Annotated in this window: 11 protein-coding genes and 6 tRNA genes; 11 read left to right on the top strand and 6 right to left on the bottom strand. The window is 52.0% G+C overall.

The genetic code is table 11. The features are described 5' to 3' along the window. Positions 1-72 precede the first annotated feature (72 nt). Positions 73-819, bottom strand: coding sequence for a tRNA(1)(Val) (adenine(37)-N(6))-methyltransferase TrmN (gene trmN / locus R9X49_RS22785; protein ID WP_319850535.1), 747 nt, complete (start codon positions 817-819; stop codon positions 73-75). Positions 820-953: 134 nt separating this feature from the next. Between trmN and srmB the strand changes: the two genes are divergently transcribed. Next, on the top strand, positions 954-2,279 hold the full coding sequence (srmB, locus tag R9X49_RS22780) for an ATP-dependent RNA helicase SrmB (RefSeq protein WP_319850534.1): 1,326 nt from the start codon (positions 954-956) through the stop codon (positions 2,277-2,279). 71 nt (positions 2,280-2,350) lie between these two features. Here the strand turns inward: srmB and grcA are convergent, their stop codons facing one another. Beyond that, positions 2,351-2,734 carry an autonomous glycyl radical cofactor GrcA gene (gene grcA, locus R9X49_RS22775; RefSeq protein ID WP_180743908.1) on the bottom strand — a complete coding sequence of 128 codons (384 nt, stop codon included), beginning with the start codon at positions 2,732-2,734 and terminating at the stop codon, positions 2,351-2,353. A 375-nt stretch (positions 2,735-3,109) separates the two neighbouring features. Here grcA and ung point away from each other — a divergent pair, with 375 nt between their 5' ends. Next, positions 3,110-3,796, top strand: coding sequence for a uracil-DNA glycosylase (gene ung, locus R9X49_RS22770; RefSeq protein ID WP_319850533.1), 687 nt, complete (start codon positions 3,110-3,112; stop codon positions 3,794-3,796). A 150-nt stretch (positions 3,797-3,946) separates the two neighbouring features. On the opposite strand, the gene R9X49_RS22765 is transcribed toward ung, so the two are convergent. Both R9X49_RS22765 and R9X49_RS22760 read right to left on the bottom strand, forming a co-directional pair. After that, positions 3,947-4,022: transfer RNA gene (locus R9X49_RS22765), tRNA-Ala, on the bottom strand. 47 nt (positions 4,023-4,069) lie between these two features. After that, a tRNA-Ala gene (locus tag R9X49_RS22760) sits at positions 4,070-4,145 on the bottom strand. 266 nt (positions 4,146-4,411) lie between these two features. On the opposite strand from R9X49_RS22760, the gene R9X49_RS22755 reads away from it, so the two are divergent. Continuing rightward, entirely contained in the window at positions 4,412-5,281 is an 870-nt protein-coding gene (locus R9X49_RS22755) for an alpha/beta hydrolase (RefSeq protein WP_319850532.1), read from the top strand. 109 nt (positions 5,282-5,390) lie between these two features. On the opposite strand, the gene gltX is transcribed toward R9X49_RS22755, so the two are convergent. Beyond that, entirely contained in the window at positions 5,391-6,806 is a 1,416-nt protein-coding gene (gene gltX, locus R9X49_RS22750; RefSeq protein WP_319850531.1) for a glutamate--tRNA ligase, read from the bottom strand. A 290-nt stretch (positions 6,807-7,096) separates the two neighbouring features. On the opposite strand from gltX, the gene R9X49_RS22745 reads away from it, so the two are divergent. The 4 genes from R9X49_RS22745 to R9X49_RS22730 all read left to right on the top strand — a co-directional run bounded on the left by R9X49_RS22745 (position 7,097) and on the right by R9X49_RS22730 (position 7,528). After that, positions 7,097-7,172 (top strand) — tRNA-Val (locus R9X49_RS22745). A gap of 53 nt (positions 7,173-7,225) precedes the next feature. Continuing rightward, a tRNA-Val gene (locus tag R9X49_RS22740) sits at positions 7,226-7,301 on the top strand. Positions 7,302-7,369: 68 nt separating this feature from the next. Further along, positions 7,370-7,445, top strand: a tRNA-Val gene (locus R9X49_RS22735). Positions 7,446-7,452: 7 nt separating this feature from the next. Continuing rightward, positions 7,453-7,528 (top strand) — tRNA-Lys (locus tag R9X49_RS22730). A 217-nt stretch (positions 7,529-7,745) separates the two neighbouring features. Here R9X49_RS22730 and R9X49_RS22725 read toward each other — a convergent pair. Continuing rightward, on the bottom strand, positions 7,746-8,699 hold the full coding sequence (locus R9X49_RS22725; protein ID WP_319850530.1) for an AraC family transcriptional regulator: 954 nt from the start codon (positions 8,697-8,699) through the stop codon (positions 7,746-7,748). A 149-nt stretch (positions 8,700-8,848) separates the two neighbouring features. Between R9X49_RS22725 and R9X49_RS22720 the strand changes: the two genes are divergently transcribed. The 4 genes from R9X49_RS22720 to R9X49_RS22705 all read left to right on the top strand — a co-directional run bounded on the left by R9X49_RS22720 (position 8,849) and on the right by R9X49_RS22705 (position 13,457). Continuing rightward, positions 8,849-9,232 carry a hypothetical protein gene (locus tag R9X49_RS22720; RefSeq protein ID WP_319850529.1) on the top strand — a complete coding sequence of 128 codons (384 nt, stop codon included), beginning with the start codon at positions 8,849-8,851 and terminating at the stop codon, positions 9,230-9,232. Then, the gene (locus R9X49_RS22715; RefSeq protein WP_319850527.1) at positions 9,229-10,455 is read left to right on the top strand and encodes an MFS transporter; all 1,227 of its coding nucleotides are present in this window, start codon (positions 9,229-9,231) and stop codon (positions 10,453-10,455) included. Before R9X49_RS22720 ends, R9X49_RS22715 begins: the two co-directional genes overlap by 4 nt. A gap of 30 nt (positions 10,456-10,485) precedes the next feature. Next, on the top strand, positions 10,486-12,759 hold the full coding sequence (locus tag R9X49_RS22710) for a TonB-dependent receptor (RefSeq protein ID WP_319850526.1): 2,274 nt from the start codon (positions 10,486-10,488) through the stop codon (positions 12,757-12,759). A 263-nt stretch (positions 12,760-13,022) separates the two neighbouring features. Then, positions 13,023-13,457, top strand: a complete 435-nt coding sequence (locus tag R9X49_RS22705) for a DoxX family protein (RefSeq protein WP_319850525.1) — start codon at positions 13,023-13,025, stop codon at positions 13,455-13,457. Positions 13,458-13,525 lie beyond the last annotated feature (68 nt).

Below are 13,525 nucleotides of genomic sequence, written 5' to 3'. Positions count from 1 at the left end.
TTTATAAAAATAAGTAGTTTATAAAAATAATTTGCTCAGCCAAGGCAGACGCAGCAACAAGGCGTCTGCCATCTACATAAAGAGATAAAAATCTTTTGTCAGCTGTTGGAAAGCCGTCGAGTAACGTCTTTCGCCATCACGAATTGCCAGCGAAGCATTCACACATTCTCTTTCCTGCCGAGACAGCGCCAGCAAAACGCGGTGAGCGGGTTTATCTTCCTGTTCCGATACGCGAAGCTGCTGGTGAACGTACCAGTTATGCTGCTGTGCCAGTGGAATAAATTTCTCCGCAATCTGAACGGGCAGCACCACGCAAAAAAGCCCTTCGGGCATCAGCAGTTGATGCGCACAGCGCAACAGTGCGTCATGGGTTAACAAGGTGGTGTAACGCGCCTGCTCACGCTCAGTCGAGCCGCACGCGATCCCCGGAGGGAAATAAGGTGGATTACTGATAATCAACGAATAGCTGGCGCTTCGCGCCTCAGCAAAACTGATAATATCCTCAGCATAGACCGCGATTCTGCCGGCCCATGGCGAGGCGGCAGTGTTCTCCTTCGCCTGCTGGCTCGCTGCGCTATCCAGTTCGACGGCATCAATCCGAACATGCGGTTCAGAACGTTGCGCCGCCATCAGCGCGAGAAGGCCGGAACCACTGCCGATATCCAAAATCCGTGTAGCTGAGGACACCGGCACCCAGGCGCCCAGCAAAATGCCGTCGGTTCCCACCTTCATGGCACAGCGATCGTGCGCCACAAAGAATTGCTTGAAGGTAAATCCATCCCGACGCAATGTCAGTTTATTATCAGCCTGATGACTCATGAAAATAAGATTCCAAACGCAAACCGCAGTAGCATAGGTGAAACGTCAGTACAGGAAAAGCGCCGTTGTCTGCTTAAACAGGTGAAGAACCCGGCCAATGCGTCTATAATCGGCGCCCCAAACAGAGGTAGACCATGACTGTAACCAATTTTTCCGAGCTCGATCTTGATGAAAGCCTGTTAGACGCCCTGCGCGACATGGGCTACGAACGCCCGACCGCGATTCAGGCTGCGGCAATCCCACCAGCGATGGAAGGCCGTGACGTACTGGGTTCCGCGCCAACAGGAACCGGTAAAACCGCCGCCTATTTGCTGCCGGTTTTGCAGCATCTTATCGATTTCCCTCGTAAAAAATCAGGTCCGCCTCGTATTCTGATCCTCACGCCAACCCGTGAACTCGCCATGCAGGTGGCCGATCAGGCGCGCGCATTTGCGGCACATACGCATCTGGATGTCGCCACGATCACCGGCGGCGTAGCCTACATGAACCATGCTGAAGTCTTCAGTGAAAATCAGGATGTCGTCGTCGCAACGACCGGCCGTCTGCTGCAATACATCAAAGAAGAAAACTTCGATTGCCGCGCAGTAGAAACGCTGATTCTGGATGAAGCGGACAGAATGCTGGATATGGGCTTCGCTCAGGATATTGAACACATCGCCGGGGAAACCCGCTGGCGTAAGCAAACGCTGCTGTTTTCTGCGACGCTGGAAGGGGACGCGATCAAAGATTTCGCCGAGCGTCTGCTCAACGAGCCGGTTGAAATCGAATCCGATCCATCACGTCGCGAACGTAAAAAAATTCTGCAGTGGTATTACCGCGCTGACGACGTCAAACACAAAACTGCCCTGCTCTGCCATCAGCTAAAGCAGCCGGACGTGACGCGTTCTATCATCTTTGTCCGCAAGCGTGAGCGCGTGCATGAGCTGGTTGCTTGGCTGCGTGAAGCAGGCATTACCGCCTGCTATCTCGAAGGCGAAATGGTGCAGGCCAAACGTAATGAAGCGATCAAACGCCTGAGCGACGGGCGCGTAAACGTACTGGTTGCTACTGACGTTGCGGCACGCGGCATCGACATTAACGATGTCAGCCACGTCTTTAACTTCGATTTACCGCGCACATCGGACACCTATCTTCACCGTATCGGCCGTACTGGCCGCGCGGGCCGTAAAGGCTGTGCTATCTCTTTCGTCGAAGCGCACGATCATCTGCTGCTGGGAAAAATCAGCCGCTACCTGAATGAACCGCTAAAACCGCGCGTCATTGATGAGCTTCGCCCAACGACCAAAGCACCAAGCGCTAAAACCACCGGGAAACCGTCGAAAAAAGTGCTGGCTCAACGGAAAGAGAAAAAAGAGAAGGAAAAAGAAAAGGTTAAAGTGAAGATTCGCCATCGCGATAGCAAAAATATCGGTAAGCGCCGTCAACCTACACAGAAGACCGACGAACCGTCTGCCGAATAAAATTTCTATAAAATAGAGACATAAAAAAAGGGAGCCTCGGCTCCCTTTTTGTTTAAGGCTTGGACAACAGCTTACAGACTTTCTGTAAAAGTACGGGCGATAACGTCGCGCTGCTGCTCCGGCGTCAGTGAGTTGAAACGCACAGCATAGCCAGATACGCGGATGGTCAGCTGTGGATATTTCTCTGGATGCTTAACAGCATCTTCCAGCGTCTCACGGCGCAGAACGTTCACGTTCAAATGCTGACCGCCTTCCACACGCACTTCAGGTTTGATTTCCAGCGGAATTTCACGATACTCGATCTGACCCAGATCGCTCACTGGAACGATTTGATCTTCGCTATAACCTGATTTAGCACACACGCAACGCGCCTGTGATTTTTCTTCGTCCAGCAACCAGAAAGAATTGATCAGCGCGCTGTCGTTAGCCTTGGTGATTTGAATACCAGTAACCATAATTGCCTCCGTAAAACGGCGTGTTATTGTCTTAGTTAAAACTGATTTAGTTAACATCGTTATCGGTAAAAATTGACGAATTTCGTAACGATCGTATAAAACCGTTTGTATCTGCCTTCTTATATACCAGCCTGATAGCTGGGCATCCTTGACTTAAATCAATTTTAAAACCACACAACTCCACCGCGCGAAGGCAATTTATTGTTTTATATCAATTTTACCAGAACGCCAAGTTGCAAATATTTTTGTAAATTTTCAATTTTTTTTCAAAAGAAGCCCTTTTCGTCCAGAGAACGGCGGTTACGGTTTTACCTCGGCACGATAGATCGGTAAGCTACCCGCAACACCATTCAACCTGTAAAAAAAGAGTGCATGATGGCGACCTCTCTCACCTGGCATGACGTGCTGGCCCAAGAAAAGCAGCAGCCTTACTTCATTAACACCCTTGAATTCGTTGGGAAAGAACGTGCAGCGGGTAAAACCATCTATCCTCCGCAGAAGGATGTTTTCAACGCGTTCCGCTTTACTGAACTGCATCAGGTCAAAGTCGTCATTCTGGGGCAAGATCCCTATCACGGCCCAAATCAGGCGCACGGACTGTCATTTTCTGTCCGCCCAGGCGTACCGGCTCCACCTTCTCTGGCCAATATCTATAAAGAATTGGCGAACGACATCCCTGGATTTGAAATTCCACGACACGGTTTTCTACAAAGCTGGGCAGAGCAAGGCGTTTTACTGCTCAATACGGTATTAACCGTTGAAGCCGGACAGGCACATTCACATGCCAATCTGGGCTGGGAAACGTTTACCGATCGCGTCATTGCGGCACTCAATGAGCAGCGGGAAGGTCTGGTCTTTCTGCTGTGGGGCTCGCATGCACAGAAAAAAGGCAACATTATTGACCAACGCCGCCACCATATTCTGAAATCGCCGCACCCTTCCCCCCTATCTGCACACCGCGGTTTCCTGGGCTGCAAACATTTTTCGCAGGCTAACCTGCTTCTGGAACAGCAAGGGCTATCGCCAATCGACTGGACGCCACGGCTCCCGGAAGAGGCTTAAACGATGACGCTTTGGTTGTCTTCAAAAACGAAGGCAGCCAACTGTCGTTTACAAAGAATCGCTGATAAAAGTATTAAGCAAACGAAAAAACGTTGATTGAATACAAAGAAACTGAAAAACAAGAATGGAGTTAGAAGTAATGCGATGATTTGGTGGAGCTAAGCGGGATCGAACCGCTGACCTCTTGCATGCCATGCAAGCGCTCTCCCAGCTGAGCTATAGCCCCACATTGTGTGGAATGTTCGTGATAATCAACCAAACAGAGGGAGTGTTTGGTGGAGCTAAGCGGGATCGAACCGCTGACCTCTTGCATGCCATGCAAGCGCTCTCCCAGCTGAGCTATAGCCCCGTATCTTACAGCATCACCGCGAAGGCAAGTACTGTGCGAACGGGTCGCATAATATGAAACCCGATTAACAGTGTCAACGGCTAAATCCGGTAATCCGATTAACCGCTGAAAAAGACGCCAAAGGTGAGAAAAAACAGACGACAATTTCGATATTGTCCCATCACAAACACAATAAAAAGCTGCTAACGATAACGCGATTTATTATCATCACTCTACGTTACGCTTCTGCCTTCTACTATAAGCCCCATCACATGCGCTATTTTCCTATGATTGTATTTTCTCTGATGGTCTCTGCGTCTGGTATTTTGCCCGTTCGGGCACAGCCAACCATTCCTGATATTACCGAACAAGCAAAAGCTCAATTTGAGATCAGGCAAGTCGAGATGAAAAGCGACGCGCAACATGATTATCGACTTTTCATCGCACTTCCCCGCCACCCCGCACCAGAAGGTGGCTATCCGGTCCTGTATATGCTGGATGGCAATGCCCAGTTTCCTGTTGCCGTAAACAGCTATAACGCGAAAAACGGCGCGGCACCGCTGATTGTCGCGGTCGGTTATCCGATCGATAAACCTTACGATGTTCCCGCCCGCACGCGCGACTACACGCCGCCAACAACGATGACCGACCCAGATTTTGCCGCAGGCGGCGAAGCCGAGGCGTTTTACCAATTTCTGCAATCCACGGTAAAACCCTGGATTGAAGCCAACTATGCCGTCAATAAGCAAAAACAAACGTTGGCCGGGCACTCTTTCGGCGGCCTATTTACGCTCTATACGCTTTTTAACCACACCGAATCTTTCCAGCGTTATGTTGCCGCCAGCCCGTCTATCTGGTGGGGAAATGGCGTTGTAGTTCCCACCAGAACGCCGCTCCTTTCCACATCACCATTGTCAATTACTGTCACAGCAGGGGCAAATGAGGATGAACCTGTCAAAACGCAGGCGGGTAAACCCGTCGATGAAAAACGGGCAGAACGACTCAGCCAAAGAAAAATGGTGGAAAGAGCAAAAACGCTGGTCGCACAGTTCAACGAACAAGGCACAAAAACTGACTTTATTCTGTTCCCCGGCAAAGGGCACGGCGACGTGATCCCAGATGCCATCGGCAAAGCGGTCGCGATCGCCGGTCAATAGTTATCAGGCAACACAGTTCTCAGATAAAACAGTTCTCGATAAAACAATAAAAAAACCCCGGCTGTCAGGCCGGGGCTCGTTTTGTATAACGCTACTTACACGATAGCGATTACTGCTGCGCTTCACGCTCGGCAATAAACGCCAGCGCTTTATCAATACGCGCCAGCGAACGCTGTTGACCAATCGCATGCACAGTCACGTCAACGCCCGGAGACTGACCTGCACCCGTGACCGCAACGCGCAGCGGCATACCGACTTTACCCATGCCCTGACCCAGTTCGTCCGCCGTACCCTGAATAGCGTGGTGGATATTCTCCGCAGTCCAGCTTGTAATCGCTGCCAGTTTCTCACGTACCAGCTCAAGCGGTTGACGTGCAACTGGACGCAGATGTTTCTTCGCAGCATCGGCGTCAAACTCAGCAAAATCTTCATAGAAATAACGGCAAGAGTCCGCCATTTCTTTCAGCGTTTTGCAACGTTCGCCCAACAGGCCAACCAGTTCACTCAACTGCGGCCCGGTACGGGTATCAATTCCAGCCTGCTCAATATGCCATGACAAATGCGTTGCCACGTATTCTGCTGGTAAATGGTTAATATAGTGATGGTTCAGCCATTGCAGCTTCTCAGTATTGAAAGCGCTCGCAGATTTGCTAACGGCATCCAGCGAGAACAGAGACTTCATCTCATCAATAGAGAAGATTTCCTGATCGCCAGATGACCAGCCTAAACGCACCAGATAGTTCAGCAGCGCTTCCGGCAGATAGCCGTCATCGCGGTATTGCATTACACCCACAGCACCGTGACGCTTGGACAATTTCTTACCGTCGTCGCCCAGAATCATCGACACATGCGCATATTCCGGCACCGGCGCGCCCAGCGCTTTCAGAATGTTGATCTGGCGCGGCGTGTTGTTGATATGGTCTTCACCACGAATAACGTGCGTGATTTCCATATCCCAGTCATCGATAACGACACAGAAATTGTAGGTCGGTGAACCATCAGTGCGGCGAATAATCAGGTCGTCGAGTTCCTGATTGCTGAATTCGATCGGCCCGCGAATGCGGTCATTGAAGATGACCGAGCCTTCCTGCGGGTTAAGGAAACGCACGACGTGTGGCTCATCATCAGCATGATGCTCATGAGAACCACGGCAATGGCCGTCATAACGCGGCTTTTCACCGTTTTCCATCTGCTGTTCACGCAGCGCTTCCAAACGCTCTTTAGAGCAGTAGCATTTATATGCCGTACCGTTTTCCAGCATCTGATCAATAACGGCGTTGTAACGGTCAAAACGTTTAGTCTGGTAGTACGGGCCTTCATCCCAGTTCAGGCTCAGCCAGTTCATACCATCCATAATGGCATCAATCGCGTCTTGGGTTGAACGCTCCAGATCGGTATCTTCAATACGCAGCACAAACTCACCATCCTGATGACGGGCAAACAGCCAGGAGTAAAGTGCGGTACGAGCGCCGCCGACGTGAAGATAGCCAGTAGGACTAGGGGCAAAACGAGTTTTGATTTTCATTTGGGATTACAGCCTTATTACGCAACGGCTGTCGGCACAGACCGACATAAGCTCAAGAACAAAAGTGGGCAACATTCTATCACTCTGCTTCGATTCCTCAACGCCGTAACATGCCGCCCGTGCTTTTATTCTGGAGGAAATAACAAGATAACAGGCTAAATTGCGCAAGGATGCAGCACCGGCGGCGATAAATACGACGCCTTGACTAATTTTGCAACGAACAATCATTTTAGTTTTAAAAAGCGTTGACTCACATTCAAGGATCCCTATAATGCGACTCCACACAGCGGGGGTGATTAGCTCAGCTGGGAGAGCACCTCCCTTACAAGGAGGGGGTCGGCGGTTCGATCCCGTCATCACCCACCACTCTTTACGAAAGTAAAAGTGTCTCGCTGTGTAGAGTAAGAAGATTTGAGATTGGGTGATTAGCTCAGCTGGGAGAGCACCTCCCTTACAAGGAGGGGGTCGGCGGTTCGATCCCGTCATCACCCACCAATCTCATACCAGCTGGTCTTCTTATTTGGAAGTTGAAGTAAACATCGAAGTAAATGTAGTACAGAAGTGGGTGATTAGCTCAGCTGGGAGAGCACCTCCCTTACAAGGAGGGGGTCGGCGGTTCGATCCCGTCATCACCCACCACTTCTGCGGGTCGTTAGCTCAGTCGGTAGAGCAGTTGACTTTTAATCAATTGGTCGCAGGTTCGAATCCTGCACGACCCACCACTTCCGCAAAGTGATTCCTATCTGAAGTAAATCCATCAAATATTATCTGTTGCATCTGTTTTGCAAACGAGACTATCTCGTCTGCGTTAACGCGAAAATGCAAGACCCACGTAACGTCAGTCTGCACGCCTCACCTGCTTTTATTTATTACCGAAATGAAAATGAAAAAAAATTGAAGATAGAGGGCTGCCCAACCTGATGATGGTTGCCCCCTACCCTATCTGACCTGTGAAGGCGGGAATCCATACTGCTTCTTAAACGCGGCGCTGAAACTACTGACATGTTCATAGCACGCCAGCGCGGCAGCTTCATCGACAGACACGGCATGTCGGTGGAGCGCCTGATAGGCGCGTTCCAGCCGATGCTTACGCAGGTAGGCAGCAATAGTGATCCCGTTACGGGTGCGAAAACCATTCTGCAAATCAACCGGATTAGTCCCCAATGCCTTAGCCATCTGGCCGATACTCAGGCGATCGGCTTCGCCGCTATCCAACCAGTCCTTCAAGCGTACCAGGCAGCATTCAAGATGAGCACCAAAACGCTTTTGCTGGGGCGATGCATCAATACTTCGTAAAATGTCCGTCGCCAGATCCAGCGCGAAACTCTCGCATTGCAAACGCTGGATAAGCGAAACCGGAGACCGATCGTCGAAAGCCAGTCGGCAAGCACGTTGCAGGACATCCGGAGCGGGTTGCCAGGACAGGCTTTGCCAGTGCGCACGCCTGAATTGCAGCAAGCTGCTGCTGCACAGACCACTATCGTTGGCGAACCGTTCGAACCAAATTGGACTGAAACTCAGGCAGATCTTGGTTTCCCGTCGGCCTGCCTGCCAATGACGCTGAAACTGATCGCTATCCGTCAGATTAACCAGCATTGCGCGCTGGCGGGCGGAATGGGCGTCGAAACGCAGACGCTGACCTGCCAGACTCACATCCGCTTGTCCCTGAAGCAGAAACGCGGCAGTAATACCCGGTGACAGCAAATTCTGACTAAAAGCATCGATCAGGTCTTCACTCTGGCTCAGATACAGCACCAGACCATTACCCAAGGACTGAATCCGCTGCCAGCCAGCCAACACCGGCTGGTCGCTCGGCAACTCCTGGCCGAAATGCAGTTTTCCTCCCTGTTCACTGGCTGCCTGACTTAATTGGTCGCAGGTGAATACACGCATGAAACGTACCTGAATAAATATCGTCGCGCCTAACTTTTTCTTTTTTTAGCCTAAGCGAACGATTTGAATTAGAAGTATTCTCATTTGTAACATGACGGCAATCGACTGTCTAAGGTCTGTGACGTTTTTCATTTCAAGGGTAACAACACATGGTTTTACGTGTCACGCAAACCGCGCTGGTCGACGCGGTGTTTCAGGAAAACGTCAGCGCTGAGGAAATACGCGAATGGCTGGCGTGCATCGAGCATCTTCTCGAATCGAAACAACCCTTTTTCTTCATCGCCAGCACACTCGCGCACACCGAGTTCGCCCCCGATTACCGATCCATTCAGGCATTCTGGTATCGCCAGCACAAACCCGCGTTTCAGCGCTACTGCCGTGGTCTGGTGCGCATTGCCCGTGACGCATCCGAACAGGCTCGTCTGGATGTCCCCGCACTGCACCGAACCTGGGGCGTGCCGTACTTCGTCACTCTTGAGAAGTCCAGTGGCTATCACTGGATTGCTGAACGCATGATGGGCATGGGTGAATGATGAAACGAGCGAGTGAGTTCGCACCGATCGGCCGATTAGGACTGACGGCGATCGTGATTCTCTATTTAGCGCATGCCCTGCCGTTGTATTTCTACAACGTCGCTCTGCCGAGCATTCTGCGTAGCCAGGGGGTGGATCTGCGCTGGATAGGCATGCTTTCACTGCTTTATCTGCCTTGGGCCTGCAAATTTATCTGGGCACCGTTAATTGACCGTTACTATCTGCCTGTGCTGGGGCGTCGTCGCACCTGGTTATGGCTGACGCAACTCGCACTGGCAGGCGGTGTAGTGGTTCTGGCGTTCACAGGATTGGATTATGGCTTGCTTCCCTTCGTACTGATTGGGTTATGGATCTCGACCTGGGCTGCCACACAGGATATCGCCATCGACGGCTATACGGTGGAATCACTGGCAGAATCCGAGCATCGCCTTGGCAGCATGGCGCAAAGCATCGGCGTGGCGCTGGGCAGCATGATCGGCGGAGCAGGCATCCTGTTGCTGTATCAGTTGTACGGCTGGCGCAGCGCCTTGCTGTCTCTGGCGGTATTGACGACGCTGACCATGATCGCCGTCACCTGGATTAATGAACGTCCTCAAGTATCTCCGGCATCCGAACGCCCGAGTTTCGCTAATACGTTCAAGCGTCATGAAATACGTTGGGCTTTACTGCTCATTCTGCTTTACCGACTGGTTGAAGCCCCCGCCATGGCAATGCTTAATCCGCTGCTGGTCGATCAGCAATGGACACTGGTGGAAATCGGCCTTTTGATGTCAGTGGCTGGGGCGGGAGTCGGGTTGCTGAGTGCCATCATCACCGCGTGGGCGCTCAAGCGTTACTCGTCCGACATGCTGCTGGTTCGTGCTGGCTGGTTGCGCAGTGGCGTCTATCTGTTGCTCGCCGCGCTGATCTACAGCGGCTCAGACATGACTTCAGGATTTTGGCTCGGCACGCTGGTCATCGTCATGCTGGCGATCCGCTACATGGCGATGACCAGTCTTTATGCGCTGTTCATGCGCCTGTGCTCCCGTCGACAGGCAGGCACCGACTTCACTGTGCTGGTGTGCTTTGAACTTCTGGTGTTTTTCCTTGGCGGTTCGCTTTCCGGCTTTCTCGCCGCAGGGCTCGGCTATGGCGCTTATTATCTGCTGCTCGGCGTGCTGTCGCTACTTAGCGTTCTGCTGTGCCGACCGCTCATCAGACAACATCTGACCAAAACCATTTAACCCTTATCATTCAGTTATTCAGGAGACATTATGCGATATCTTGCGCCCCCCGCGCGGGTAACTTTCTTGAGTCTGGCCATCAGCGCTCAGGTGTATGCACAGACCGAGCCCCCCGTGCAGCAAACTCGCAGCCAGACGCAGGACACCGATATCATGACGGTAACGGCGGCCCGCTCGGTGAAAAACATTGCCGACATCGCCGGAACGGTTTACAGCATCGAACGCGAAGATATCGCCAGACAATCCTCAGCAGGCAGGTCTACTGCCGATATTCTCGGTCAGTTAGTACCTGGCCTGGCTACCGCTTCCGGGACCACCAGTAACTACGGTATGACCATGCGCGGGCGCACGGTACAGGTCATGATCGACGGCGTACCGCTGACCGGTTCGCGTGACGGTTCGCGGCAGCTCAACAGCATCTCACCGACAATGATCGAACGTGTCGAAGTCGTATCTGGCGCCACAAGCCTCTACGGCGCAGGCGCTACGGGCGGTATTATCAATATCATCACCCGTAATGCCGATGATGAACCTTATGCTTTCAGCAGCCAATTTGGCTTGAAAAGCGCAGATAGGCCGTCTAAATCAGGTATGGCCTACAGCGGTACGCAAACCGCTTCTTTCCATAACGATGACATCAGCGGCTTTGCCGGGCTGAACTATACCGCGCAAGGGGACATACGCGATGCCCACGGGAATCGGATCGGGCCGGAAATCGCCCAAACCGATCGCCAGGACACGACCAGTCTCGATTTCAATAGCCGACTGACATGGAATCTGGATGATAACCAGCAGTTGAGTGGCGCGTTCAGGTATTACAATGATGAGCAAGACAGCGACTACGGCCCTGATTATGGCCCCGGACTGGCCGCGCTGTTTACTCCGGCGACTTTTCAGCCCAGCCTCAAGGGCATCAAAGGGTTACAGCTTGACGACCAGCCCCGTACCCGGCATTACGGCTTCAATACCCAATACCAGAATCGGGACATACTGGGCGGCCAGCAGTTGACGGCCGAAGCCTATTACCGCAAAGAGCAATCACGCTGGTTCCCTTCTGTCTCCGCAGTAACGCACTCAGCGCTGCCTGGCGGCAGCACCTATGTGGCAATGCAATCCAATACGGATATTGATGTCTGGGGAGTGCGTACCGCATTGCAAAAAAACATGAGCCTGGCAGGACGAGATCTACAGTTAACCTATGGTCTTGACTACGAACAGGAAAAAGACAGCCAGAGTGGGCAATCCTACGGCCTCAACACCTTCATCGCCAGTAACGGCTTGCGCTATCAAGCCGAAAACCGTTACGCCATGGGCCCAGATGTTAAGGTGGACAAAACTGGTCTATTCCTGCAATCGGACTATGCGCTGACTCAACGTCTTAACCTACAGGCAGGTCTGCGCCACGAGACCATCCGCAACAAGGTTTCCACCTCAACGCCCTACAGCGAGGCCATCACTGCGGATAGGGTAGCCGGCTATCAGGCCAGGCAGCTCGAAGGTGGTCAAGTGAAGCATGGGGAAACGTTGTATAACCTGGGGCTGGTGTTCCAGTTGACCGATACCCATCAGTTATTCACCAACTTTTCCCAAGGCTTCAGCCTGCCCGACACACAGCGCATGTTGCGCGACGTACCGGCGACCTTCACCATTAACGGCGACAGTATCGATTCCATCAAGGTCAACAACTATGAACTTGGTTGGCGCATGAGGGATAACCGTGGCCTGAATGCTGGCGTTACCGCGTTCTACAACACGTCCGATAAGGTGGTGCAGTTCAACCGTGACTATAGCGTGTCAGTAGCCGACACCGACGAACGTATTTGGGGCATGGAAGGCAACCTGCAATACCCGCTGTCCGAAAGCTGGAACGTTGGCGGCACGCTTGCCTATACCCGGGGCGAATATAAAGACGCCGCTGGCGAATGGCGCGAACTGAATGCGTTCCGTGTCTCACCGCTGAAAGCCACGTTATACAGCGACTGGACATTCGCCAATGGATACGGAGTACGTCTGCAATCCCTGACCGTCGGCGGAACTGACCGCGCTTATAATGACGCCAAATCCGCTGCCGTCAGCTCGAGCATCCGCTCCACACCAGCAGCAAAAATTCAGGGCTATACCGTGTTCGACCTCATCGCTCACGCTCCGTTGCTGGGCGGCCAAGTCGGCTTTGGCATCTACAATCTGGCCAATCGTGACTATAAAACCGTCTACAGCCAACAGGCCGAAGCCACCTATGGCAAGCTCTCCAGCCTGCCAGCGCAAGGCCGCACGTTCGCTCTGACTTACTCGATTGACTATTGAAGCACAAGGTAGCCGATACGGCAGCGTGATGTTCTGCGCTGCCATTTCCTCCTCTCACACATCAACGACATGATGGGGGTTAAAACGCTCATCTACCGTTAGCCCGCCGCAATCGCGGTGCTATGCTTATTCTGCATTTATCATGTTCACGTAATTTTTTGACAGAAAATATCAAATTTATTGGTTTTCTATTCAGCCCCTAAATCGACGACACTGCCGCATTATCAATAAGCTCTTTTTGCTCACTTATGAGGTTGTCTATTATGATTTCTCAGTTGAATCAGTGGTTCACGCGTTTAACCGATCATCCTGATGCAGGTAAACTTTTACTGCGTTTAACCGTGGGTATTCTGCTGCTGTTTCACGGCGTAGCAAAAATTGAGCACGGTGTAGGCTGGATCGTACAGATGCTGCAAGGCGCAGGCCTGCCAGGTTTTATCGCTTACGGTGTCTACGTGGGCGAAGTCGTTGCTCCGATTCTGATTATTCTGGGCGTATTTACCCGCATTTCCGGCCTGATTGCCGCGCTGACGCTGGTTGTGGCTACGCTGATGGTTGGCACGGGTAAATTCTTCACCCTAACTAACGTTGGCGCCTGGGCACTGGAAGTAGAAGCACTCTATTTCTTCGCTGGCATTATCATCATGCTGGTGGGCAGCGGCCGCTACTCTGTTGCCTCTAATCCCGCTTATCGCTAATCCTTGCCATACGGCGAGCCTTTCCGATAAAAGCAAAAACCCGCGAATTTCGCGGGTTTTTTGTTTCA

Origin of the sequence: Pectobacterium carotovorum, assembly GCF_033898505.1 — a bacterium.
Classification (GTDB): Bacteria; Pseudomonadota; Gammaproteobacteria; order Enterobacterales; family Enterobacteriaceae; genus Pectobacterium; species Pectobacterium carotovorum_J.
Note: the sequence above shows the minus strand (reverse complement) of the source record. Positions and strands in the feature narration are given on the sequence as shown.

Coding starts and splice junctions, on each gene's coding strand:
- trmN (WP_319850535.1), bottom strand. CDS start 819: ATGAGTCATCAGGCTGATAATAAACTGACATTGCGTCGGGATGGATTT.
- srmB (WP_319850534.1), top strand. CDS start 954: ATGACTGTAACCAATTTTTCCGAGCTCGATCTTGATGAAAGCCTGTTA.
- grcA (WP_180743908.1), bottom strand. CDS start 2,734: ATGGTTACTGGTATTCAAATCACCAAGGCTAACGACAGCGCGCTGATC.
- ung (WP_319850533.1), top strand. CDS start 3,110: ATGGCGACCTCTCTCACCTGGCATGACGTGCTGGCCCAAGAAAAGCAG.
- R9X49_RS22755 (WP_319850532.1), top strand. CDS start 4,412: ATGATTGTATTTTCTCTGATGGTCTCTGCGTCTGGTATTTTGCCCGTT.
- gltX (WP_319850531.1), bottom strand. CDS start 6,806: ATGAAAATCAAAACTCGTTTTGCCCCTAGTCCTACTGGCTATCTTCAC.
- R9X49_RS22725 (WP_319850530.1), bottom strand. CDS start 8,699: ATGCGTGTATTCACCTGCGACCAATTAAGTCAGGCAGCCAGTGAACAG.
- R9X49_RS22720 (WP_319850529.1), top strand. CDS start 8,849: ATGGTTTTACGTGTCACGCAAACCGCGCTGGTCGACGCGGTGTTTCAG.
- R9X49_RS22715 (WP_319850527.1), top strand. CDS start 9,229: ATGATGAAACGAGCGAGTGAGTTCGCACCGATCGGCCGATTAGGACTG.
- R9X49_RS22710 (WP_319850526.1), top strand. CDS start 10,486: ATGCGATATCTTGCGCCCCCCGCGCGGGTAACTTTCTTGAGTCTGGCC.
- R9X49_RS22705 (WP_319850525.1), top strand. CDS start 13,023: ATGATTTCTCAGTTGAATCAGTGGTTCACGCGTTTAACCGATCATCCT.